Origin of the sequence: Lolliginicoccus lacisalsi (assembly GCF_014841105.1) — a bacterium.
In the GTDB taxonomy this organism is placed as follows: Bacteria; Actinomycetota; Actinomycetes; order Mycobacteriales; family Mycobacteriaceae; genus Lolliginicoccus; species Lolliginicoccus lacisalsi.
Window position 1 is genome coordinate 96422 of the sequence record NZ_JACYWE010000003.1, and the last position, 20801, is coordinate 117222.

18 protein-coding genes and 1 tRNA gene are annotated in these 20801 nt (G+C 69.2%); 7 read left to right on the forward strand and 12 right to left on the reverse strand.

Annotation, left to right across the window (positions count from 1 at the left end; genetic code table 11):
* Nucleotides 1-16 precede the first annotated feature (16 nt).
* From HT102_RS06155 to HT102_RS06165, 3 genes are read right to left on the reverse strand one after another with little or no spacing between them, the layout of a single operon-like run.
* Nucleotides 17-634 (reverse strand): TetR/AcrR family transcriptional regulator, encoded by a 618-nt coding sequence (locus tag HT102_RS06155; protein WP_192038542.1) that lies wholly within the window; start codon nt 632-634, stop codon nt 17-19.
* Nucleotides 635-694: 60 nt separating this feature from the next.
* The gene (locus tag HT102_RS06160; RefSeq protein WP_192038543.1) at nt 695-1432 is read right to left on the reverse strand and encodes an ABC transporter permease; all 738 of its coding nucleotides are present in this window, start codon (nt 1430-1432) and stop codon (nt 695-697) included.
* A gap of 57 nt (nt 1433-1489) precedes the next feature.
* Nucleotides 1490-2203, reverse strand: a complete 714-nt coding sequence (locus tag HT102_RS06165; protein WP_192038544.1) for an ABC transporter ATP-binding protein — start codon at nt 2201-2203, stop codon at nt 1490-1492.
* Between the two features lie 173 nt (nt 2204-2376).
* Between HT102_RS06165 and HT102_RS06170 the strand changes: the two genes are divergently transcribed.
* Nucleotides 2377-4206: an acyl-CoA dehydrogenase gene (locus HT102_RS06170; protein WP_192038545.1), complete on the forward strand. Its 1830-nt coding sequence runs from the start codon at nt 2377-2379 to the stop codon at nt 4204-4206.
* Between the two features lie 76 nt (nt 4207-4282).
* Here the strand turns inward: HT102_RS06170 and HT102_RS06175 are convergent, their stop codons facing one another.
* From HT102_RS06175 to HT102_RS06185, 3 genes are all read right to left on the reverse strand, one after another.
* Complete coding sequence (locus HT102_RS06175) at nt 4283-4750, reverse strand: FABP family protein (protein WP_192038546.1); 468 nt, start codon at nt 4748-4750, stop codon at nt 4283-4285.
* 306 nt (nt 4751-5056) lie between these two features.
* Nucleotides 5057-6430, reverse strand: a complete 1374-nt coding sequence (locus HT102_RS06180) for an amidase (RefSeq protein WP_192038547.1) — start codon at nt 6428-6430, stop codon at nt 5057-5059.
* Nucleotides 6431-6439: 9 nt separating this feature from the next.
* Nucleotides 6440-7411 carry a D-2-hydroxyacid dehydrogenase gene (locus tag HT102_RS06185; protein WP_192038548.1) on the reverse strand — a complete coding sequence of 324 codons (972 nt, stop codon included), beginning with the start codon at nt 7409-7411 and terminating at the stop codon, nt 6440-6442.
* A gap of 88 nt (nt 7412-7499) precedes the next feature.
* Between HT102_RS06185 and HT102_RS06190 the strand changes: the two genes are divergently transcribed.
* From HT102_RS06190 to HT102_RS06200, 3 genes are read left to right on the forward strand one after another with little or no spacing between them, the layout of a single operon-like run.
* The gene (locus tag HT102_RS06190) at nt 7500-8249 is read left to right on the forward strand and encodes an aspartate racemase/maleate isomerase family protein (protein WP_333473337.1); all 750 of its coding nucleotides are present in this window, start codon (nt 7500-7502) and stop codon (nt 8247-8249) included.
* Entirely contained in the window at nt 8250-9011 is a 762-nt protein-coding gene (locus HT102_RS06195) for a maleate cis-trans isomerase family protein (protein ID WP_192038549.1), read from the forward strand.
* On the forward strand, nt 8992-9675 hold the full coding sequence (locus HT102_RS06200) for a GntR family transcriptional regulator (protein WP_192038550.1): 684 nt from the start codon (nt 8992-8994) through the stop codon (nt 9673-9675). Before HT102_RS06195 ends, HT102_RS06200 begins: the two co-directional genes overlap by 20 nt.
* Here the strand turns inward: HT102_RS06200 and HT102_RS06205 are convergent.
* The 3 genes from HT102_RS06205 to HT102_RS06215 all read right to left on the reverse strand — a co-directional run bounded on the left by HT102_RS06205 (nt 9656) and on the right by HT102_RS06215 (nt 12654).
* Nucleotides 9656-10681, reverse strand: coding sequence for a cutinase family protein (locus tag HT102_RS06205; RefSeq protein WP_192038551.1), 1026 nt, complete (start codon nt 10679-10681; stop codon nt 9656-9658). The two genes, HT102_RS06200 and HT102_RS06205, sit on opposite strands and share 20 nt — an antisense overlap.
* Before the next feature lie 66 nt (nt 10682-10747).
* The gene (locus HT102_RS06210) at nt 10748-12367 is read right to left on the reverse strand and encodes an adenylate/guanylate cyclase domain-containing protein (RefSeq protein WP_192038552.1); all 1620 of its coding nucleotides are present in this window, start codon (nt 12365-12367) and stop codon (nt 10748-10750) included.
* Nucleotides 12368-12580: 213 nt separating this feature from the next.
* Nucleotides 12581-12654: transfer RNA gene (locus tag HT102_RS06215), tRNA-Arg, on the reverse strand.
* Nucleotides 12655-12974: 320 nt separating this feature from the next.
* Between HT102_RS06215 and HT102_RS06220 the strand changes: the two genes are divergently transcribed.
* Together HT102_RS06220 and cobF are read left to right on the forward strand one after the other, a co-directional pair.
* Nucleotides 12975-13625 (forward strand): TetR/AcrR family transcriptional regulator, encoded by a 651-nt coding sequence (locus tag HT102_RS06220; RefSeq protein WP_225443328.1) that lies wholly within the window; start codon nt 12975-12977, stop codon nt 13623-13625.
* A gap of 50 nt (nt 13626-13675) precedes the next feature.
* Nucleotides 13676-14446, forward strand: coding sequence for a precorrin-6A synthase (deacetylating) (cobF, locus tag HT102_RS06225; RefSeq protein ID WP_192038553.1), 771 nt, complete (start codon nt 13676-13678; stop codon nt 14444-14446).
* A gap of 19 nt (nt 14447-14465) precedes the next feature.
* Here the strand turns inward: cobF and HT102_RS06230 are convergent, their stop codons facing one another.
* From HT102_RS06230 to HT102_RS06240, 3 genes are all read right to left on the reverse strand, one after another.
* Nucleotides 14466-15917 (reverse strand): hypothetical protein, encoded by a 1452-nt coding sequence (locus HT102_RS06230; RefSeq protein ID WP_192038554.1) that lies wholly within the window; start codon nt 15915-15917, stop codon nt 14466-14468.
* Entirely contained in the window at nt 15914-17557 is a 1644-nt protein-coding gene (pgi, locus tag HT102_RS06235; protein WP_225443362.1) for a glucose-6-phosphate isomerase, read from the reverse strand. Before pgi ends, HT102_RS06230 begins: the two co-directional genes overlap by 4 nt.
* 146 nt (nt 17558-17703) lie before the next feature.
* Nucleotides 17704-17988, reverse strand: a complete 285-nt coding sequence (locus HT102_RS06240) for a chorismate mutase (protein WP_192038556.1) — start codon at nt 17986-17988, stop codon at nt 17704-17706.
* 234 nt (nt 17989-18222) lie between these two features.
* On the opposite strand from HT102_RS06240, the gene pcrA reads away from it, so the two are divergent.
* A complete protein-coding gene (gene pcrA, locus HT102_RS06245) occupies nt 18223-20715 on the forward strand; it encodes a DNA helicase PcrA (RefSeq protein WP_408611326.1) in 2493 nt (830 codons plus the stop codon).
* The last annotated feature ends 86 nt before the right edge of the window (nt 20716-20801 follow it).

The window sequence follows — 20801 nt, forward strand, 5'->3', positions numbered from 1 at the left end:
GAGGGCCACGCGCGCATCAGTCCGCGTCGAGCGGCCCGGTGAGGTAGTGCTGCAAGGTCGGCGCGATGTGCCGCACGACCTCGGTCGCGGGGACGTCGGCGATCGGCTCGATGCGCACGAGGTAGCGGGTGACGGCGAGCCCGAGCAGTTGCGAGAGGGCGAGGTTGGCGCGGAACCGGCGCTCCTGCTCGTCGCCGTCGAGGGCGGTAATGAGGACGGGGACGAGCTGGTGGTTGACGAACTCGCGGATCGCGATGGTCATGCCGTCCTGGGCGAGCACCGCGCGCAGGGTGTGCGCGAGGCCTGTTCCGGCAGGGGAGTCCCAGACGCCGACGAAGGCCTCGGCGATGCGGTGCCCGAGCTCGGATGGTGGTCCGTCGATGATTCCCTTCACGATGTCGACGGGATTGACGGGGGCGCGCATTGCCGCGATGAATAGCTGCTGCTTGGTGCCGAAATGGTGGTGGATGAGCGCGGGATCGACCTGGGCGCGGGCGGCGATGCGGCGGATGCTGGCCTTGTCGAACCCGGCCTCGGCAAAGAGGCCGCGGGCGGCGTCGAGGATGTTGTCACGCGTCTCGGCCGGATCGCCCGGGCGGCGTCCGCGCTGGCTGGCTTGTGGTTGCTCGGGCATGGGGTCCTTCCCGGTCACGGGGTGCGGCGGCGCAGTATCACGGGGTGCGGCGGCGCAGTATCACGGGGTGCGGCGGCGCAGGGTCGCTGCGGCGAGGACGAGGGCGAGGGCGACCACTCCGGCCACGATCCCGATGTCGGTCCAGATCTCCGTGGTGGCGGGGGAGGGCGCGGCGATCTCCTGGAGCGCGCTGACGCCGTAGGTGAGGGGGAGGACGTCGCTGATGTGCTGGAGCACGATGTTCATCTCCGCGCGGGGCACGAACAGCCCGCACAGCAGGATCTGCGGGAAAGCGATCAGCGGCATGAACTGCACGGATTGGAACTCGGTGCGGGCGAAGGCACTGGTGAACAGGCCGATCGAGACGCCGAGGAGCGCGTTGACGACAGCAACGAGGGCGACGAGCGCGGTGCCGGCGGTGGGGCGCACGTCGAACGCGAAGTAGGCGACGGCGATGGTGACGGTGGCCTGCGCGGTGGCGGCGAGGCCGAACGCGAGCCCGTAGCCGAAGAGCAGGTCGAGCTTGTGCAGGGGGGACGCCATGAGCCGCTCGAGCGTGCCCGAGGTGCGTTCGCGGAGCATGGCGATGCTGGTGATGAGGAACATGACCGTGAACGGCAGGATGCCGAGCATGATCGTGGCGATGCCTTGGAACAGCATCGTGTTGTCCTCGTACATGAAGTAGAGAATGGTCAGCAGGAAGCTGGGCAGCAGCAGGATCATGGCGATGGTGCGGTGGTCGCGGCTGAGCTGGCGCAGGACCCTGCGAGTGGTGGCGAGCAGGATGCGGATGTTCATGGTGGCCTCCGGGCGTGAGGGCGGTGGCGTGCTGCAGGGGGTTCAGCAGCGGGGGGGTCAGTCGCGGTGGGCGAGCGCGAGGAAGGCGTCCTCGAGGTCGTCCTGGCTGGTGGTGCGTCGAATGGCGGCGGGAGTGTCGTCCGCGATGAGGTGGCCGTCGCGCAGGAAGAGCAGCCTGTCGCACCGGCGGGCCTCGTCCATGACGTGGCTGGCGACGAGGATGGTCGTCCCTGCATCGGCGAGCTGGTGGAACATGGTCCACAAGTCCTCGCGGAGCACCGGGTCGAGGCCGACGGTGGGCTCGTCGAGCACGAGGATGCGGGGGGCGCCGACGAGCGCGCAGGCGAGGGTGACGCGGGTGCGCTGGCCGCCGGAGAGGTCGCGGACGAGCCGCGAGCCTGGCAGGTGGTCGAGGTGGACGGCGTCGATGGCGTGCGCCACGTCGTCGCTGCTGCATCCGTAGAGGGATGCGAAGTACTGGACGTTCTCGGCGATGGTGAGGTCGTCGTAGACGCTGGCGTCCTGGGTGACATAGCGGACGGTGCCGCGCAGGGACGGTGAGCCGGCGGGGTCGCCGAGCACGGTGATCGTGCCGGACTTGATGATCTGGACGCCGACGAGGGCGCGGATGAGGGTGGTCTTGCCGCTGCCGCTGGGTCCGAGCAGCCCGGCGACGCTGCCCTCCGGGATGGTGAAGCCGAGCGAGTGGAGGACGGGGTGCTTTCCGCGGTGGACGGTGAGGCCGTCGACCGTGATGGCGGTGGTGGTCATGGCGCGCATCCTTAATTCAACGGTGTTGAAATAAGAATAGCCTCGCTGCCGCGGCATTGGCAATGCTTGACGCGTCTACGGTTGCGTAACCAGGCCGCCGTGCTCAAAGGTGTGATTCGTGCCGCCAGATCCCGGTGGCGCGGACGACCAGCATCGAGACGAAGGAACAACCGGTGGGCCATTACCGCAGCAACGTGCGCGACCTCGAGTTCAACCTGTTCGAATCCCTCCGGCTCGGCGACGTGCTTGCCACCGGCACCTTCGGCGATCTCGACAGCGACACCGTCCGCGAGATCCTCACCGAGGCCGCGCGGCTCGCCGAGGGGCCCATCGCCGACCCGTTCGCTGATGCCGACCGCAACCCGCCCGTCTTCGACCCGGCCAGCCACAGCGTCGAGCTGCCCGCGAGCCTGGTCAAGGCCATCAAGACCTGGCACGAGGCCGAGTACTTCCGCATCGGCCTCGACCCCGCGATCGGCGGCGAGCCCGCCCCCTCCATGCTCGGCTGGGCCATCAAGGAGCTCATCCTCGGCGCCCAGCCCACCGCCTACATGTACCTAGCCGGGCCCAAGGGAGCCGACATCTTCCACGGCATCGGCAACGAGCAGCAGAAGCACTGGGCGAAGCTCGCGGTGGACCGCAACTGGGGCGCCACCATGGTGCTGACCGAGCCCGATGCCGGCTCGGACGTGGGCTCGGGCCGCACCAAGGCCACCGAGCAGCCCGACGGCACCTGGCACATCGACGGGGTCAAGCGCTTCATCACCCCCGCCGACTCCGGTGACCTCTTCGAGAACATCATGCACATGGTGCTCGCCCGGCCCGAAGGCGCGGGACCCGGCACCAAGGGCCTCTCCCTGTTCCTCGTGCCCAAGTACCACTTCGACCCCGAGACCGGCGAGCCCGGCGAGCGCAACGGCGTCTTCGTCACCGGCGTCGAGCACAAGATGGGCATCAAGGCGTCCGCCACCTGCGAGCTGACGTTCGGCCAGCACGGCACCCCGGCCGTCGGCTGGCTCGTCGGCGACGTGCACGACGGCATCGCCCAGATGTTCCGCGTCATCGAGGAAGCCCGCATGATGGTCGGCACCAAGGCCATCGCGACGCTATCCACGGGCTACCTCAATGCCCTTGACTACGCCAAGCAGCGCGAGCAGGGCGCCGACATGACCCAGATGACCAACAAGGACGCCCCGCGCGTCACCATCACCCACCACCCCGACGTGCGCCGTTCGCTGATGCTGCAGAAGTGCTACGCCGAGGGCCTGCGCGCCGTGTACCTCTACACCGCCGCGCACCAGGACCCCGCCGTCGCCGCGATCGTCTCCGGCGCCGACGAGCAGATGGCCGCGCGGGTCAACGACTTCCTCCTGCCCATCGTCAAGGGCGTCGGCTCCGAGCGGGCCTACCAGTTGCTCTCCGAGTCGCTGCAGGTGCTCGGCGGCTCCGGATTCCTGCAGGACTACCCCGTCGAGCAGTACATCCGCGACGCCAAGATCGACTCCCTCTACGAGGGCACCACCGCCATCCAGTCGCAGGACTTCTTCTTCCGCAAGATCGCCCGCGACCAAGGCGTCGCCATCGGTCACATCGCCGGCCAGATCGCCGCGTTCGTCGATAGCCCCGATGCCGACGAGCGCCTCGCTGAAGGCCGCGAACGCTTGCGCGCCGCGCTCGAGGATGTGCAGGCCATCCTCGGCGTCATGTTCGGGCACCTCATGGGAGCCAAGGACGAGCCCGCCAACCTCTACACCATCGGCCTCGGCTCGGTGCGGCTGCTCATGGCCGTCGGCGACCTCATCATCGGCTGGCAACTGCTCCGCCACGCCGAGATCGCCCACGCCGCCATCGATGCCGGTGCGCGCGATACAGCGTTCTACGAGGGCAAGATCGCCAGCGCGCGATTCTTCGCCGCCAATGTCCTCCCGATGATCTCCGCCACCCGCTCGGTGCTCGCGAGTCTCGACAGCACGATCATGGAGCTCGACGAGGCCGCTTTCTAGCTCTCTGGCGCTGCCCTTGACGCCCCCGCCCTCGACGCCGCCGCCCTCGACGCCGCTGCCCTCGACGCCCCTGGGCCTAGCCGCGCGCGTACTCCGCGTGCAGGTGATGGGTCAGGGGCGTCTCGGCGTGCGCCATCCACATGTCGAACACCAGTCGATCGCCCTCGAGCACTAGCTTGCGGCGTACATCGTGCACGGGCTTGGCCTCGACCGACCGCTCGATGCGGACCGGATGGAACTCCAGCACGCCGCCGTGCCAGCGCGTCGCATGGATCTCGGTGAATCCGGTCGGCTGGCTCAGCAACCACTCGATGCTGCCCGAGGTGGTGCGACGGAGATAGCCGCACTCGGTGTGCATGGGTTGCTCGGTCCGCAGGTTCCAGGTGCGGGAGCGATAGAACAGGAACGGCTTGCCCGAGGGGGCAAGCTCGATCTCCTCGCGATAGTCGAACTCCTCGATGGTGGGGTAGTGGCCATGGCCGGTGCCATGCCATGTCCCGGCGAGGGCGGCGAGCTCGTGCAGCGGATCGGTGGGGCTGGTCATCTTCGTCTCCCTGGGGCTGTTCGGGGCTTGCCTCGAGGGTATCGACAGCGCCGGGCGCCGCGGGTGGTGCGGGCCAACTCGGCGTGGTGCGGGCTGGCTGGGCCCGGTTCGTCCCGCGAGAGTGCGATTTCGGCCCGGGAGAGTGCGAAAAGCGACAGGTCCCGCGAGAAATCGTGTCGTTTTTCGCGCTCTCCCGGCGCTAGGCACCCCCCGGGGCGCTAGGCACCCCGGCTAGGCACTCGCGCTAGGCACCCCGGCTAGGCACTCGCGCTAGGCACCCGCGCGAGGCAGAGCCCCCGATAACCCCTACACCGAGAGAACGTGCTCGGCATAGCGGGCGACGGCGAGCACGAGGTCGTCGGAGTGGCGGGGCCCGATGATCTGCAGGCCTACGGGCAGCCCGGCCTTGGTGGTGCCGACCGGGATGCTGATGGCGGGCTGCTGGGTCATGTTGAACGGGTAGCTGAACTGGGTCCATTGCGGCCAGGACTTCAGCCCGCTGTCGGGCGGCACGTCGTGGCCGGCCTCGAACGCGGTGATCGGCATGGTGGGGGTGATGAGCAGGTTGTGGATGTTGTGGAAGTTGCCCATGATGATGCCGAGCTGGGCGGCGACGCCGCGTGCCTCGAGGTACTCGACGGCGCTGTAGCTGTTGCCAGCGTCCCAGACCTTGCCGAGCTCGGGGTCGACCTTCTCGCGCGATCCCTCGGGGAACCCGGCAAGCAAGGCGGCGGCGCCGGCGGCCCAGAGCAGCTCGAACGCCTCGAGCGGGTCGCTGAATCCGGGGTCGGCCTCGGTGACCGGCAGCCCGGCCTCGTCGAGCTGGCGCACGGCCGCGTCGACGATGGCGGCCACCTCGGGATCGACGGTGACGTAGCCGAGGTTCTTGGAGTAGGCGACACCGAGCCCGCGCACGTCGCGGTTCATCTGTCCCCGATAGGTGGTGAAGGTGGGCCCGAGGTAGGTGGGGTCGCGGGGGTCGGGCAGCGACAGGATGTCCATGAGCAGCGCGGTGTCCTCGACCGTGCGGGTCATGGGGCCGCCGTGGGCGAGCGGGCCGAACGGGCTCGCGGGGAACATGGGGATGCGCCCGTGGGTGGGCTTGAATCCGACGATGCCGCAGAACGAGGCGGGGATGCGGATGCTCCCCCCGCCATCGGTGCCGACGGAGCAGGGGCCGAGGCCCGCGGCGACCGCGGCGGCGCTGCCACCGGAGGAGCCTCCCGCTGTCTTGCTCGGGTCGGCGGGGTTACGGGTGATGCCGGTCAGGGGGCTGTCGGTGGTGGCCTTCCAGGCGATCTCAGGCGTGGTGGTCTTGCCGACGAAGACCATGCCGTCCTCGCGCAGGCGCGCGGTGATGGGGCTGTCGATGGTCCATTCCTGCGCGGGGTCGATGCACTGCGAGCCGCGCAGCGTGGGCCAGCCCTTGGTCAGGAAGATGTCCTTGATGGAGATGGGCACGCCGTCGAGGAGTCCCTTGACGTGGCCGCGGCGGTACCGCTCCTCGGCCTGCTTGGCCTGCTTGAGGGCACGCTCGCTATCGACGAGGCAGAACGAGTTGATCTCGGGATCACGTTCGTCGATGGCGTCGAGCACTGCCTGGGTGGCCTCCACGGGGGAGAGCGCGCCCGCGGTGTAAGCGGTGACAAGCTCGGTGGCGGTCAGCTCTGTGGGGTTCATGGGTGCTCCTTAGCCCGGGACGTAACCACGATCTTTGTCAACGATATTGAGAAGCTCGGTGCCGCGCCGCCAGCGCTGGAAGTTCTCGATGAACAGGCTGGTGAGGTCATCGCGCCAGCCGACGACATCGCCGGCGTTGTGCGGGGTGATCATGACGTTGCCGAGCCCCCAGAGCGGGTGGTCGGGGGGTGGCGGCTCGGGGTCGATGACGTCGAGGGCCGCCCCGGCGATGGTGCCGTCGCGCAGCGCGGCGACGAGGTCGTCGGTGACGGTGAGGTCGCCGCGGCCAACGTTGATGAAGCGGGCGGTCGGCTTCATCGCGGCGAACATCTCCGCGTTGAACATGTGCCGGGTCTGCGGGGTGCTTGGCGCGATGGAGACGACGTAGTCGGCGGTGGCGAGCGCGGCGGGGAGGTCCTCCTGGGCGATGATGGTGCCGAGGTCGGGGTCGTTGTCGCGGGCGCGGCGCCCGGAGCCTGTGACCTTCATCCCAGCGGCGCGCAGGAGGCGGCCGATCGCGCGCCCGATGGGCCCGGTGCCGACGACGATGACGTGCTTGCCGGCGATGCGCTCGGACTCGCGGTGCTGCCACTCGCGCTCCTGCTGCAACCGCAGGGAGCGGGGGAAGTCCTTGGCGAAGGAGAGGATCTGCCCGAGCACGTACTCCGCGATGTGGGGATCGAAGATGCCGCGCGAGTTGGTGACGACGACGTTGCTGGCAGAGAGCTCGTCGAACATGAATCGCTCGACGCCGGCGGAGGCGATGTGGATCCACTCGAGGTCGTCGGAGTGGGGCCAGGCGTCGGGCACGGCGTGGCTGAAGAAGTCGTAGGCGAAGAGGACGCGCGCGCCGGGCAGTGTCTCGGGCAGTTGCTCGGCGGTGGAGTAGCGGAGGGTGGCGTGCTCGCGGACGGGGGCGAGGAGGTCCTCGTCGGGCCGGGCGTCGCCGTGGAGGACCGTGATGATGGGGTTCTCGGTCACGTTGACACCGTATGAGGCACTCGTATGATTGTCAACAATCTGCTTAAATGCCAGAAGGAACACTCACGACTGAAGGCGAGGGCCCGTGTTGGAACTCAACCTCCCCGACTTCGAAGGCCCCATCGCGCAGCGCGGGGTCGGGATCATCGCGCCCTTCGACATGGCCCTCGAGCGCGAGCTGTGGCGCTGGCTGCCACTCGAGGTCAGTCTCCACCAGGCCCGCACGCCCTACGAGGACGTCGAGGTCAGCTGCGCCATGGCCGAGCTCGTCTCCGACACCAAGCTCATCAAGGCCGCCACGCGCGACATCATGCACGTCGAGCCCGAGGTCGTCGCCTACATGTGCACCTCCGGCAGCTTCGTCAACGGCGTCGCCCACGAGAAAGCGCTCCGCGAGGCAATGATCGAGGCCGGGGCCCCTGACGCGATCACCACCAGCGGTGCCCTCGCCGAAGCGCTCGAGCACCTCGACCTGCGCCGCATCTCCGTCATCACCCCCTATGACGCCCCGCTCACCGAGCGGCTCCACGACTTCCTCGGCGAGCTCGGCGTCGAGGTCCTCAAGTCCGACCACCTCGGCCTCGGCGGTGGCATCTGGAAGGTCAACTACCGCACCATCGCCGAGCGCATCGTGGCAGCAGACACTCCCGAGTCCGAGGCCATCTTCGTCAGTTGCACCAACCTGCCCACCTACGACCTCATCGAGCCGCTCGAGACCCTCCTCAACAAGCCCATCCTCACCGCCAACCAGCTCTCCATGTGGGCCTGCCTCGGCCACATGAAGCTGCCCATGATGGGGCCCGGCAAATGGCTCCGCGACGTATTCCAGGGAGAGTGAATGAGCACCACCACCGCCACCGCGCTCGGCTTCATCTACCCCGACCACGCCGCCGAGGACGACTACCCGCTCGCCGAGCGCCTGCTCCGGGAGGCCGGCACCGATGTCACGCTGCGGGTCGAGCACATCTACGGCACCGATCTGCATGCCGTGCCGGAGCTGCTCGATCTCGGTAGCCCCGACAAGCTCGCGCACGGTGCCAGCCTGCTGGCCAGCTCCCATCCCGCCGCGGTCATCTGGGCCTGCACCTCCGGCAGCTTCGTCTACGGAACCGGCGGTGCTCCCGGCCAGGTCGAGGGCCTTGCCGAGGCTGCGGGCACGGCTGCTTCCTCCACGAGCTACGCGTTCGTGCACGCCGCCCAGTCGCTCGGCATCACCAAGGTGGCCGTCGCCGCGAGCTATCCCGACGATGTCGCCAGGCTGTTCGTCGAGTTCCTCGCCGCCGCGGGCATCGAGGTGGTGCGCATGTCCAGCGCAGGTATCGATACCGCCGCCGAGGTTGGTACCCTCGCCCCCGACCAGGTCCTGGATCTCGCGACATCCAACGACCACGCCGATGCCCAGGCCCTGCTGATCCCGGACACGGCGATGCACACCATCGGAGGGCTGCCCCGGCTCGAATCCACGCTCGGCAAGCCTGTGCTCACCGCCAACCAGGTGACCATCTGGGAGGCGCTGCGCCTGGCCGGCATCACGGCAGTCCAGCCCGCGCTCGGAACGCTGTTCCAGGAAAGGCCCCACCATGACGATGTTCGATCTTGAACCCGTCGCCCGGCAATCCACTGCGGAACTGATCGCCGACCGGCTCCGTATCGCGATCATGCGGGGCGCGCTCGCCCCGGGCGCGCAACTCGGCGAGACGGATCTCGCGGCGAAGTTCGACGTCTCCCGCGGGCCTGTCCGCGAGGCCATGCAGCGGCTCGTGTCCGAGGGGCTGCTGCACAGCATCCGCCATCGCGGCATCTTTGTCATCGAGCTGACGATGGACGATATCGAGGACGTGTACTTCGCGCGCGCGGCCATCGAGCGGGGCGCGCTGTGCCGCATCCTCGATGGCAGGCGCGAGGCGACCCACGCCGCGCTGGGCCCGGCCGTGGAGATGATGCTTGCGGCCGCGGACCGGGGCGATGCGGCGGGCGTATCGGATGCGGACCAGCCGTATCACGAGGTGTTGGTGCAGAGCTCGGCGAGCCCGCGGCTCGTGCGCGCGGCCCGTACGTTGCTCATCGAGACCCGCATGTGCCTGGGGGCCCTGCAAACCACCTATGAGGATGTGCACGAGCAGGTCGCCGAGCACGCTGCCCTGCGCGACGCCATCGGTTCCGGTCCGGGTGAGATCGCCTACCGGCTGCTCGCCGATCACATGGAGGACGCCGTGGCGCGGCTGCGCGTCCAGCGGGCCAGCGTCAGCGGGACGTCGGCATAGCCATGATGGCGGCGGCGCAGGCCGGGCCATCGAGGAAGACCTCTTCGCCGTCCTCTCCCGACGGGCAGCGCACCTGCACCTCGGGATCGACATAGGCCTGGTGCCGGTCGAAGGGGGACAGGCCGTCGGCGCCGGTGACATTGGCGGCGTCGGCCGGGTCGCCGGAGGGGTCGCACACGCTATCGCCGGGAATGCAGACCGAGATCACCCGCGGGTTCCGGTCCATCCAGCCGTCCTGCTCGAAGCCGCTGAGGGGAACCCTCCGGAAGATGCCCTCGCCGCGCTCCGCCCCAGCGGTGATCGCCGATTGCTCGGCGGACCGGCTGGGGTCGCCGAATAGCACGATCCGTGACACCTGATCGAACCAGCCGGTGCCGCGCTCCTCCTCGATCGCCAGGGCGGTGTTGATCACATCGGCGCCCTGCGAGACGCCCGACACCACGACGTCGGTGCCATCGTCGCCGCACGCCTCGTTGATCTGCTCGAGCGCGGCGAGCAGGTTCCGGGAGCCCTCATCCACCGAATCCCGGTACACCATCGGGTACAGCAGGAGTCCCTCGCCCACTCGCACGGCTGGATAGGTGATGCCCAGGCCAGCAGGCGCGGACGCGCCCGACTCCTCGCGGCTCGCGCTGAACTCCTCGAAGAACGCATGCACTGTCGGCCCCATGCCGAGGCCCTCGGTGCCGGGCGGGTACACAACGTCGTCGGAGCTTGCAGTCGAGTCCGCGTCGTTCGGTGGCTCGTTCGAGCCGCGTACCCCCAGCACGTAGGTATCGGCGCACGATTCGCCGATCATCTGGCCGATCTGCTGCCCGGTCGTCGTGGCGGCGCGGTCGCCATCGCTGGCCTGGTCCTCGCCGGTGGCTTGCGCGGTGGCGGAGGGGCTAGCGGCTATCAGTGCGCCCATGGCGAGAACGGCGGACCGCGTGGCGTAGCGCCGCAGCCGACCACGCGTCACCGTGGCCTCGGACCGCGGGCCGCGCCGATTCGTGACTAGGAGCATTGCTCCTATTATCCCTGATTTCGCCGCGCAGACCCTGAGGGTTTTCGATGAATGACCTGTTCCGGGCTAGCGGCGACCCGGGAGCAGGCTGGCCCAGCGCATGCTGGTCGCCGCCATCGCTGGTGGCGGGCCGGGCTCGATGGCCCCCGCGGCGAGGTAGGAGGGGATAGCGAGGTAGGTGGGGCTCGAGCGGCCGGGGAGAGCGTGCCGATCGATCACCTTCCAGTGGTTCGATTCCGTGGAGGACGCTGCCGCGATCGCGCTGCCGGAGGCAACGCCCCCGGCCTGAAGCGACCGCGCGTGCTGGGCGAGCAGGGCTGCCGCGTTCACCGGATCGCCCACCACCGTGTACTTCGACCGGTCGGAGGACCCCATGATCGCGGCGATGACGTGGCCGTAGGAGATGCCGAGGCCGGGGCGCGGTGTCACTTCGCCGAGCTTGCTCGCGAGGCCGCGCGCGGTGGCCAGGGCGGAGCCGGCCGGATCCTCGAGCGCATCGGGCGCGCCGAAGACGACCAGGGCGGAGTCGCCGGCGAACTTGTTGACGAACCCGCCGCCGTGACCGGCCTCCTCGACGACGATCGCGAAGATCCTGTCGAGCAGCGCGACCACTTCCTCCGCCGGGCGATGCTCGGCCACGCTCGTGGGGCCCGCCAGATCGATGCACAGCGCAGCAACGGCGTGATGGGTCCGGTGCTGCTTGCCCGGTGATTCCAGCACGTGGCGGGCGAGCTGCTGGCCGAGGTGTCGATCGAACAGGTCCCGCAACCGCGAGCGCTCGCTCAATCCCCGCGACATCGAGTTGAAGCCGGATTGCAGGTCGCCCAGCTCGGTGCCGTCGAAGACTGGTACCTGTGCCTCGAGGTCGCCGGCCTCGATCCGGGCCATCCCGTCCCGCACCACCTTCACCGAAGCCACCACCGAGGCGCCGGCCAGCGCCGCGAGCAGCGCGCCGAACACCAGCACGATCACGCCGGTCGCGAGGATCGCGAAAGCCAGGGTGTCACGGTCGAGATCGTCGTGCAGCAATGCCTCGGCGGCGAGCACCATGAGGGCGACCACGGGCACGGCGGTGCCGACCACCCAACCGATGAGGGTGCGGACGCTGATCGTGCCCGCGCGCTTGCGCGCCGCCGGGTTGGCCGCGAGCGCCTTCGCGACGGCCGGGCGCAGCGCGAACTCGCTGAGCAGGTACGCCATGACGCTCACCACCACGGTCGTGCCCGCTGCTGTCAGGCCGACCCGGATGCCTACCGACGCGTCGACGGAGGCATACCCGAGCGCGAACAGGATCGTGCCGAGGAGCCATAGTCCCGCCTGGATCCTGGTGAGCCGCCACGGCATGGCGAGCGCGGACTGCTGCTGCGCCTCGTCGGGAACCGTGCCGTCGATCGCCCATCGCAGTTCCCGCGTGGCTCGGTGCGTCGCGACGAGGCTGCCGAGCAGGAACGCCACGATCAGGTAGGTGGGGACAGCGATGAAGTTCAGCTGCGCGAACCGCGGGGCCAGCACCATCGGGCCAGGCACTACCAGCGCGAGGTAGGCGATCACGCTGGCGACGCCCACCCCATTGGCGACGAGCAGCAGCGTGGTGAGCAGCACCTGGATGCGGACCCGATCACGCGGGTGGTCCGCGGGCTCCCCGAGGAGCCACGAGCCGGGGATGCCGGAGGGGGAGGTGTTCATGAAGCCGTGGGCATTCTGATCCGGTGGTCCTTCGCGGCAGGAGGGGGTGTCGTCACCTCCATTGTCGCGAGCGGAAGCCGGAAGGTTTCATGCGCAAGTAAAGAACTGGCCGAGATCTTCGACAAGTCCGGGTGCAGGAGTGATCGGAGTCACTGCTGGGACGGGGCTACGCGTACGTTCGCGGCATGCGCGCAGCAGGGGTGCGGGGGAGAGTGCCCCCGACAGGAATCGAACCTGTGGCCTGGACTTTAGGAGAGTCCCGCTCTATCCGACTGAGCTACGAGGGCATGCGCGGCGCGCGGGAAAGAGTGTACCGCGAGGGCGGTCGGGCTCGCACGCGCGACCCGGAGCGCCAGGAGGGCAGCAGCGTGGTCGCTTCCGGCTTGCCCGAGCAGTGTTACACCGCGCGAACCGGTGTCCCGCATAGTTGCTCATCGTCGATTGTGACAACGAACCTTGTCGCGTAAGTGCTAGTTGTTTCGCGTTTCCGTTGTCTAGACTCGGCAGAGCGTGTACACAGTCACGCATATCGTCACCGCTGGGTGAGGAACCGGGCCAGAGAGGCCCAGAGGGACAGTTGGGGATAGATGTGAGCAACTTTCAATCGATGAATCCTGTGCGACCGACCGTGGACATGCTGCGGCGCAACGAGATCTGCTCGCGCATCCTGGATGCTGCGGAGGAGTGCCTGATGCAGTCCGGCTTCCGCGCCCGGGTGCACGCCGCCATCGCCAAGCGCGCCGGCTTGTCACGACCCACCGTCTACAAGTACTTCGGCGACCAGACCGCCATCATCGAGGCACTGTTCGAGCGCGAGGTCAACAGCTTCCTCCAGCGGCTTCGCCCGGTCATCGAGGGGGGCACCCACGCGAAGGCGCGGCTCGTCGACAGCGTGGTCTTCGTCGTCAGCTACGCCCGCGAGCACGAGCTGCTGCAGAAGTCGCTCAAGGAGGATCCGCAGGTCGTGACGCACCTGCTCACCTCGCAGGGGCAGACGCTCATCGAGCGGGTCGCGGACTTCATGGCGCCCTACTTCCCGCGCGGCGACGAGCCCACGGCTGACCAGCGCGCGCTCGTCCCGATGGCCGAGTGGCTCTATCGCGTCGTCACCTCGCTGATCACCACGCCCGGTGTGGTCGACACCGAGAGCCCCGAGAAGCTGCGCGTCTTCGTCACCGAGCTGATGGAGCTGCCCAGCCTCAGCAGCGCGCTCGAGGCCCGCCCCGTCCGCGAGCCCGGAGCAGCAACCCTCGGGTAGCCGCGAGACGGTTGCACGCCGCTCCCGATCCATCTGGCAGGGTGAACGCCATGCGGACACTCCTTGTCATCGGTATCGGCGCGGGCGATCCCCAGCAGCTCACCCTGCAGGCCATCGACGCGATCAAGCAGACCGATGTGTTCCTCATCGTGGACAAGGGTGATGCGAAGCGCGAGCTCGTGGATCTCCGCCGCGCCCTGCTCGACACCCACCGGCCCGACGGTGGCTACGCGGTGGTCGAGATCGATGATCCGCAGCGTGACCGCATCCCCGATGACTACCAGCATGCTGTCACCGACTGGCACGCGCGCCGGGCTGCGCTGTTCGCGGACACCATCGCCACGGCAGTGCCCGAGAACGGCACCGGCGCCTTCCTCGTATGGGGGGACCCGACCCTGTATGACAGCATCCTGCGCATCCTCGAGCGCGTGCAGCACGACGGCCGCCTCCCGCTCGCGGTCGAGGTGGTCCCCGGTATCACCAGCATCCAGGCGCTGGCCGCGCGCCACCGCATCCCCCTCAACCGGATCGGCGAGCCCATCCACATCACCACTGGCCGCCAGCTCGCGCGGGGCCTGCCCGCGGGCATCACCAACGCGGTGGTCATGCTCGATGCCCACCACGGCTACGCCGCCCTCGAGGAGCGCGAGCCCGGCTCGTGGCACATCTGGTGGGGCGCCAACCTCGGCACGCGCACCGAGCAGCTCATCGCCGGCCCCATCGCCGAGGCGGCACCGATGATCGCGCGAGCCCGCGAGGCCGCGAGGGACTCCGCGGGATGGGTGATGGATACCTACCTGGTGCGCCGGGCGGCCCCATAGCGCTGCCCGGCTAGCACGGCTAGAACAGGGCGGACGGTCCGCCCGGGATGCCGAGGCCGGGCTCGTTGCTATCCCAGCTCTGCGGCACCAGCCCCCACTTCTCCAGCTCCTTGATGACCAGCGACCGCAGGCCCCGCGAGGTCGGGAAGCGCACCGGATCCACCCCGTTGACCGCCAGCGTGTAGTGATCGCCGTTGCGCAGCAGGCAGGCATCGATCACGAGCGGCCCGGCCAGCGCGTCCACCGGGTGGAAGCGCGGATGCGCCGCCCGCGCCGCGGTGGACGCCACCGGGTACTTGCCCAGATGGGTGAGCGACTGGGGCAGCGTGCCCACATGCGACGCGACGGCCTCGGTGATGGAGCTCGCGCTCGTGAGCTTCGTGGCGACCCGATCGGGCACGATGTTGAGGGTGGCGAGCGGGAACGCGGCGGGGCGGGCTGCCTCCGGGATGGTGCTCGTGGAGGTGCGCCGGAACGCCTCGCGGGCCCTGTCGCGGAGCAGGAAGAGCTCGCCATACCGGCTGCCACGCGGCGCCCAGGTGAGGGTCGACAACGTCAGCGCGTTCGACCGCAGGGGCTTCTCGGTGCCGTCCTCCTCGCTCGACGTGTCGAAGGGCATGCCGATGGTCACCGGCTCATGCAGCCCCTTGGCGCCGCTGCTGTACATCAGGTTGGACACGATGCACACGAGCAGGCTGTTCGGGGTGCCGCTCGAGCGGGCCGCTACGGCATCCCATTCACTGGCCATCACATCAATGATGGTGGTCGCCTCCCGCCAGCCCGCCGGGATCTTGCCCTTCTCCGCGATCGTGGCGGCCCGCTTGCGACGCAGCGCTTCCACGCGGTTGCGGCGCAGGTGCCGGACGATCTCATCGCGGTTGTTGCCCTGCACGAAAATCGTGTAGAAGGCGAGCAGCGAGCCGATCAGGAACTTCCAGTACTGGACAGCAGCATCGCGCAGCTCGCTGCCGAGCGCGCGGCGGCGCGCGAGGCCCGCGACGCTCTCCCGCGTGCCGGTGACCGCGGCCTCCACCGCCCCGATGAGTCCCCGCGCGTCGGTCAGCGCGTGCGAGCACACCAGCGAGATGATCGTGCCGCCATCGGCGATGCGGGCGATGCTGAGCTCCCACCCGATGCCATGCTCGGGATTGAGCCGGGTGAGGGTGCGCTCGTCGGCCCACTCGATGACCCGCTCACGAGGCAAGGCATGCCGCGTGTAGTGGATGGGAGCGATGCTCGCGCCGAGTGCCCAGTACGGACGGGCGCCCGGGACGAGGGGCTTGATGACGCGCCGGTTGAGCGGCCCGGCGGCGAGCCGGCGATGCAGCTGCGACAACGTGGCCTCGTCGACCGTCTCGTCGAGCATCCAGATCCCCTGCATCACCACCGGCATGCCGTGGCCGCGGTGGGTGCGCAGGAAGTGCATATCGACAAGGCCGAGGTAGCTTTCCTCGCCCGGGGCGCCCCTCATGAGCGGCCGCGCCAGGACCGGTAGCGGTCGATCAGTGCCGCGGTGGACCCATCGACGTCGCTGCCGGGAGCGGAAGCACCGGGGCCAGTGATCAGCGGCAGCAGTTCCTTGGCCTGCGTCTTGCCGAGCTCTACACCCCACTGGTCGAACGGATTGATGCCCCACACCGTGCCCTGGACTAGCACCTGATGCTCGTAGAGAGCGATGAGCTGCCCGAGCACTGACGGCGTGAGCCGGGGCGCGAGGATGGTGGTGCTTGGACGATTGCCAGGCATGACCTTGTGCGGAACGAGGCCCGGCTCGGTGCCCTCGGCGGCGATCTCCTCCGCTGTGCGCCCGAGCGCGAGGACCTGCGACTGCGCGAGGAAGTTCGCCATGAGCAGGTCATGCATGCTGGAGCCGTCGGCGGTGAGCAGATCATCGGTCGGCTCGGCGAAGCCAATGAAGTCGGCGGGAACGAGGCGGGTGCCCTGGTGGAGCAACTGGTAGAAGGCGTGCTGCCCGTTGGTGCCGGGCTCGCCCCAGTAGATCTCGCCGGTGCTGCCATCCACCGCGCTGCCGTCGAGGCGCACCGACTTGCCGTTGGATTCCATGGTGAGCTGCTGCAAGTACGCGGGGAAGCGGGCGAGGTCGTTGGAATAGGGGAGCACCACGCGGGATTGCGCGCCCAGGAGCTCGCTGTTCAGCACGCCGAGCATCCCGAGCACCACCGGGGCGTTGCGGTCGAGGGGCGCGTCGCGGAAATGCTCGTCGATCAGGCGCATGCCGTGCAGGAACTCGCCGAACCGCTGCCGGCCGATCCGCAGCATGAGCGACAGCCCGATGGCGGAGCCCACCGAGTATCGTCCGCCCACCCAGTCCCAGAAGCCGAACATGTTGGCGGTATCGATGCCGAACTCGGCCACCCGGCCAGCGTTCGTGGAGACCGCCACGAAGTGCCGCGCGACCGCGGATTCATCGCCGCCGAGGCCGTCGACTAGCCAGCGCCGGGCGACCTCGGCGTTCGAGAGGGTCTCGAGGGTGGAGAAGGTCTTCGAGGCGATGATGAACAGCGTCCGGGCGGGGTCGAGGGTCGCGAGCACCGCGGTGAGGTCGGCGGGATCCACGTTGGAGACGAAGCGCGCGCTGATGCCCGCGTCGGAGTAGTGGCGCAAGGCCTCGCTGGCCATCGCGGGACCGAGATCCGATCCGCCGATGCCGATATTGACGACAGTGGTGAGGCGCTCGCCCGTGGCGCCGCGATGCTCGCCGGCGCGCACCCGGTCGGTGAAGCGGCCCATGCGATCGAGCACCTCGTGCACCTCGGCGACCACATCCGCGCCCTCGACGATCAGGCTCGCGGACCGCGGCAGGCGCAGCGCGGTATGGAGCACCGCGCGATCCTCGGTCGTGTTGATGCGCTCCCCGCGGAACATCGCCTCGCGCCGCTCGATGATGCCCGCCGCGTCCGCGATGGCCGACAGCAGCGTCAGCCCGGTCGCGTCAACGCGCTGCTTGGCGTAGTCGATGTAGAGCTCGCCCGCGCTGATCCGCATGGTGGCGGCGCGATCCGGCTCGGCGGCGAACAGCTCGCGCAGCGTGCGTTCCCGCAATGCCGGCATGTGGCTCTCCAGCGCGGCCCATTGCGGGGTGCCACGCATCGGGCGCGGCGCGCGCGGGGGGGAAACGTCCTGGCGGTCGGGGGTGTGCGTCACCATGCGCTCCTCGGGGTCTCGTCTGGTCCCGTGCGACCGAGCCTAGACGGTGGGCGACGGCGCTTCAGCGCAACGAGCCAGCCATCCCGGTGTCAGCGATCCCGGCCGAGCCTGCCGCGCCCGAGGCGCAGCAGCAGCATCGCCAGGGTCTGTCCCTCGGGACCGAGCTCGCTGAATCGCTCGATGACCCTCATCTCGCGGTTGTGCACCAGCCGCGGGCCACCGGAGGCCATGCGCACCTGCCCGATGATGCGCGAGACCTCCGTGCGCCGCTTGATGGCCCGGAGGATCTGCGCGTCGAGCTCGTCGATCTCCTTGCGCAGCTCGTCGATGTCGGGCGCGGCGCCTTCGATGGTCGGCTCGCTCGACCCATTCATCGGTGGAGTGTGGTCGGCCGGTGGCATCGTCAACGTGTATCCCCTGTCCTGGCGTCTGTCGTGCTGCCCGAGCCCGTGGCCCGGCGCTCGCCTAGCCCCCTGATTCTGCCACGCCGCGCGGGCGGATTTCCCGGTTCATGGCGCGACGGGGCGAGCACGCGTGGTGGGCGTTGTCGGTGCACGGCCTTATCCTGGTTGGGTCCGCGACGAGCAGCACGGCATGGGGTGAGGAACATTCTTTCTGGTACAGGCCAGCACGGGTGGGGCAGCGCGACCGGGACGGCGGGGCAATGGCCTGGTGGGACGGCCCCGGCAGCGGGCAGCGTCCAGCCCGGGACTGGCGGTGATCCGCAGCAGATCCTCGAGGGCCTCAACCCCGCGCAGCACGAGGCTGTGGTGCACGCGGGCACGCCCCTGCTGATCGTCGCGGGCGCGGGCTCCGGCAAGACCGCCGTGCTCACCCGGCGCATCGCCTACCTCCTCGCGCACCGGGGAGCGCGGCCGTCGGAGATCCTCGCGATCACCTTCACCAACAAGGCCGCCGCCGAGATGCGGGAGCGCGTCGCCGGGCGCATCGGGCCCGTGGGGGCCAGCATGTGGGTGGCGACGTTCCATTCCACCTGCGTGCGCATCCTGCGATCCCAGGCGGGCCTCGTCGACGGGCTCAACACGAACTTCTCCATCTACGACGCCGATGATTCGCGCCGGCTGCTCGGCATGATCGCCAAGGACCTCGAGCTCGATGTGCGCCGCTTCACGCCCCGGTCGCTCGCCACGCAGATCTCGAACCTGAAGAACGAGCTGATCGATCCGGTGCGCGCCGCCGACGATGCCGAGAGCGCGCCGGGCGAGCTGCCGCGCGTGGTGGCCCGCGTCTACAGCATCTACCAGCGGCGCCTGCGCGAGGCGAACGCGGTGGACTTCGACGATCTGATCAGCGAGACCGTGCGGCTGCTGCAGCAGTACCCCGATGTCGCCGCCTACTATCACCGCCGGTTCCGGCACATCCTCGTCGATGAGTACCAGGACACCAACCACGCCCAGTACGTGCTGGTGCGCGAGCTGTGCGGGGCCGGGACGAACAAGACCGACGGGATCCCGCCCGCGGAGCTGTGCGTGGTGGGCGATGCCGACCAGTCGATCTATGCCTTCCGGGGCGCGACGATCCGCAACATCATCGAGTTCGAGCGCGACTTCACCGATGCCACGACGATCCTGCTCGAGCAGAACTACCGGTCCACGCAGAACATCCTCACCGCCGCGAACTCCGTGATCGCCCGCAACGAGGGGAGGCGGCCGAAGAACCTGTGGACCGACGCCGGGTCAGGCGAGCCCATTGTCGGCTATGTCGCCGACAACGAGCATGATGAGGCCACCTTCGTCGTGTCCGAGATCGACCACCTCACCGAGAGCGGCGAGGTGAACTACTCCGACATCGCCATCTTCTACCGCACCAACAATGCGTCGCGCGCGCTCGAGGAGATCCTCATCCGGCATGGCCTGCCCTACAAGGTCGTCGGCAGCGTGCGCTTCTACGAGCGCAAGGAAGTCCGCGACATCGTCGCCTACCTGCGCGTGCTGGCCAACCCCGACGACACCGTCAGCCTGCGGCGGATCATCAACACGCCGCGCCGGGGCATCGGGGACCGGGCCGAGGCCTGCGTCTCGGTGCATGCCGAGCAGCGGGGGATCGGGTTCGGTGCCGCGCTGCGCGATGCCGCCGCGGGCACGGTGGCGCTGCTCGGCACCCGCGCCCAGCGCGCGATCGGTGGGTTCGTGGAACTGCTCGACGAATTGCGCGCCCCCCTCGCCGCCGCGGACGACGATCTCGACCTCGGTCGGCTCGTGGAGACCATCCTGGACCGGACCGGGTACCGGGCCGAGCTCGAGGCCAGCAACGATCCCCAGGACGGGGCGCGGCTCGACAACCTCAACGAGCTGGTCAGCGTGGCCGCCGAGTACAGCCACGAGGCGATGAGGCTGCGCGCCGAGGGCATCACCGCCGCGGAGGGCGAGCCAGAGCCCGGGTCTCTGGCAGCGTTCCTCGAGCGTGTGTCACTGGTCGCGGATTCCGATCAGATCCCCGAGTCCGAGTCCGGTGTCGTCACGCTCATGACGCTGCATACCGCGAAGGGGCTGGAGTTCCCGGTCGTGTTCGTCACGGGGTGGGAGGACGGCCAGTTCCCGCACATGCGCTCGCTGGGCAACAACGACGAGCTCTCCGAGGAGCGGCGCCTCGCCTATGTCGGTATCACCCGTGCTAAGCAGCGGCTCTACCTGACACGGGCAGTGACCCGCTCCGCGTGGGGGCAGCCGACCGCCAACCCGGAGTCCCGGTTCCTCCAGGAGATCCCCGAGCAACTGATGAACTGGCGGCGCGTCGCACCCAGCCCGGCCGCGCAGTTCGGCGCGGGCCAGTTCGGATCCGGCCAGTTCGGATCGGGCCAGGGGAGCTGGGGCCAGCGCGGGGCAGGCCAGGGCGGCTGGTCCTCGCGCGGTGGACCGGACAAGCCGGCCGACGCGGCGCCGAGCCTGCCGCGGGCGCGCCAGCGCCGGCCCATGCTCGAGCTAGCGGCCGGTGATCGTGTCAGCCACGACACCTTCGGCCTCGGTACCGTCGTCAGCACCGAGGGCAACGGGGCGATGACCCGGGCGACGATCGATTTCCGTGGTGCGGGGACGATGACCCTGATGCTCGCCGGCGGCGTGCCCATGGTGAAGCTCTAGGCGCGGGACCCGGGCAAGCCCGGGCCCCGCGCGCAGCAAGAGGGGCGCGTGCCCCGGGATTGGCACGCGCCCCTCTTGCTGTCTTG

What these genes read in the sequence shown, in the direction of transcription:
- HT102_RS06155 (WP_192038542.1), bottom strand. Translation starts at nt 634, where the DNA reads ATGCCCGAGCAACCACAAGCCAGCCAGCGCGGACGCCGCCCGGGCGAT.
- HT102_RS06160 (WP_192038543.1), bottom strand. Translation starts at nt 1,432, where the DNA reads ATGAACATCCGCATCCTGCTCGCCACCACTCGCAGGGTCCTGCGCCAG.
- HT102_RS06165 (WP_192038544.1), bottom strand. Translation starts at nt 2,203, where the DNA reads ATGACCACCACCGCCATCACGGTCGACGGCCTCACCGTCCACCGCGGA.
- HT102_RS06175 (WP_192038546.1), bottom strand. Translation starts at nt 4,750, where the DNA reads ATGACCAGCCCCACCGATCCGCTGCACGAGCTCGCCGCCCTCGCCGGG.
- HT102_RS06180 (WP_192038547.1), bottom strand. Translation starts at nt 6,430, where the DNA reads ATGAACCCCACAGAGCTGACCGCCACCGAGCTTGTCACCGCTTACACC.
- HT102_RS06195 (WP_192038549.1), top strand. Translation starts at nt 8,250, where the DNA reads ATGAGCACCACCACCGCCACCGCGCTCGGCTTCATCTACCCCGACCAC.
- HT102_RS06200 (WP_192038550.1), top strand. Translation starts at nt 8,992, where the DNA reads ATGACGATGTTCGATCTTGAACCCGTCGCCCGGCAATCCACTGCGGAA.
- HT102_RS06205 (WP_192038551.1), bottom strand. Translation starts at nt 10,681, where the DNA reads ATGCTCCTAGTCACGAATCGGCGCGGCCCGCGGTCCGAGGCCACGGTG.
- HT102_RS06210 (WP_192038552.1), bottom strand. Translation starts at nt 12,367, where the DNA reads ATGAACACCTCCCCCTCCGGCATCCCCGGCTCGTGGCTCCTCGGGGAG.
- HT102_RS06220 (WP_225443328.1), top strand. Translation starts at nt 12,975, where the DNA reads ATGAATCCTGTGCGACCGACCGTGGACATGCTGCGGCGCAACGAGATC.
- cobF (WP_192038553.1), top strand. Translation starts at nt 13,676, where the DNA reads ATGCGGACACTCCTTGTCATCGGTATCGGCGCGGGCGATCCCCAGCAG.
- HT102_RS06230 (WP_192038554.1), bottom strand. Translation starts at nt 15,917, where the DNA reads ATGAGGGGCGCCCCGGGCGAGGAAAGCTACCTCGGCCTTGTCGATATG.
- pgi (WP_225443362.1), bottom strand. Translation starts at nt 17,557, where the DNA reads ATGCGTGGCACCCCGCAATGGGCCGCGCTGGAGAGCCACATGCCGGCA.
- HT102_RS06240 (WP_192038556.1), bottom strand. Translation starts at nt 17,988, where the DNA reads ATGAATGGGTCGAGCGAGCCGACCATCGAAGGCGCCGCGCCCGACATC.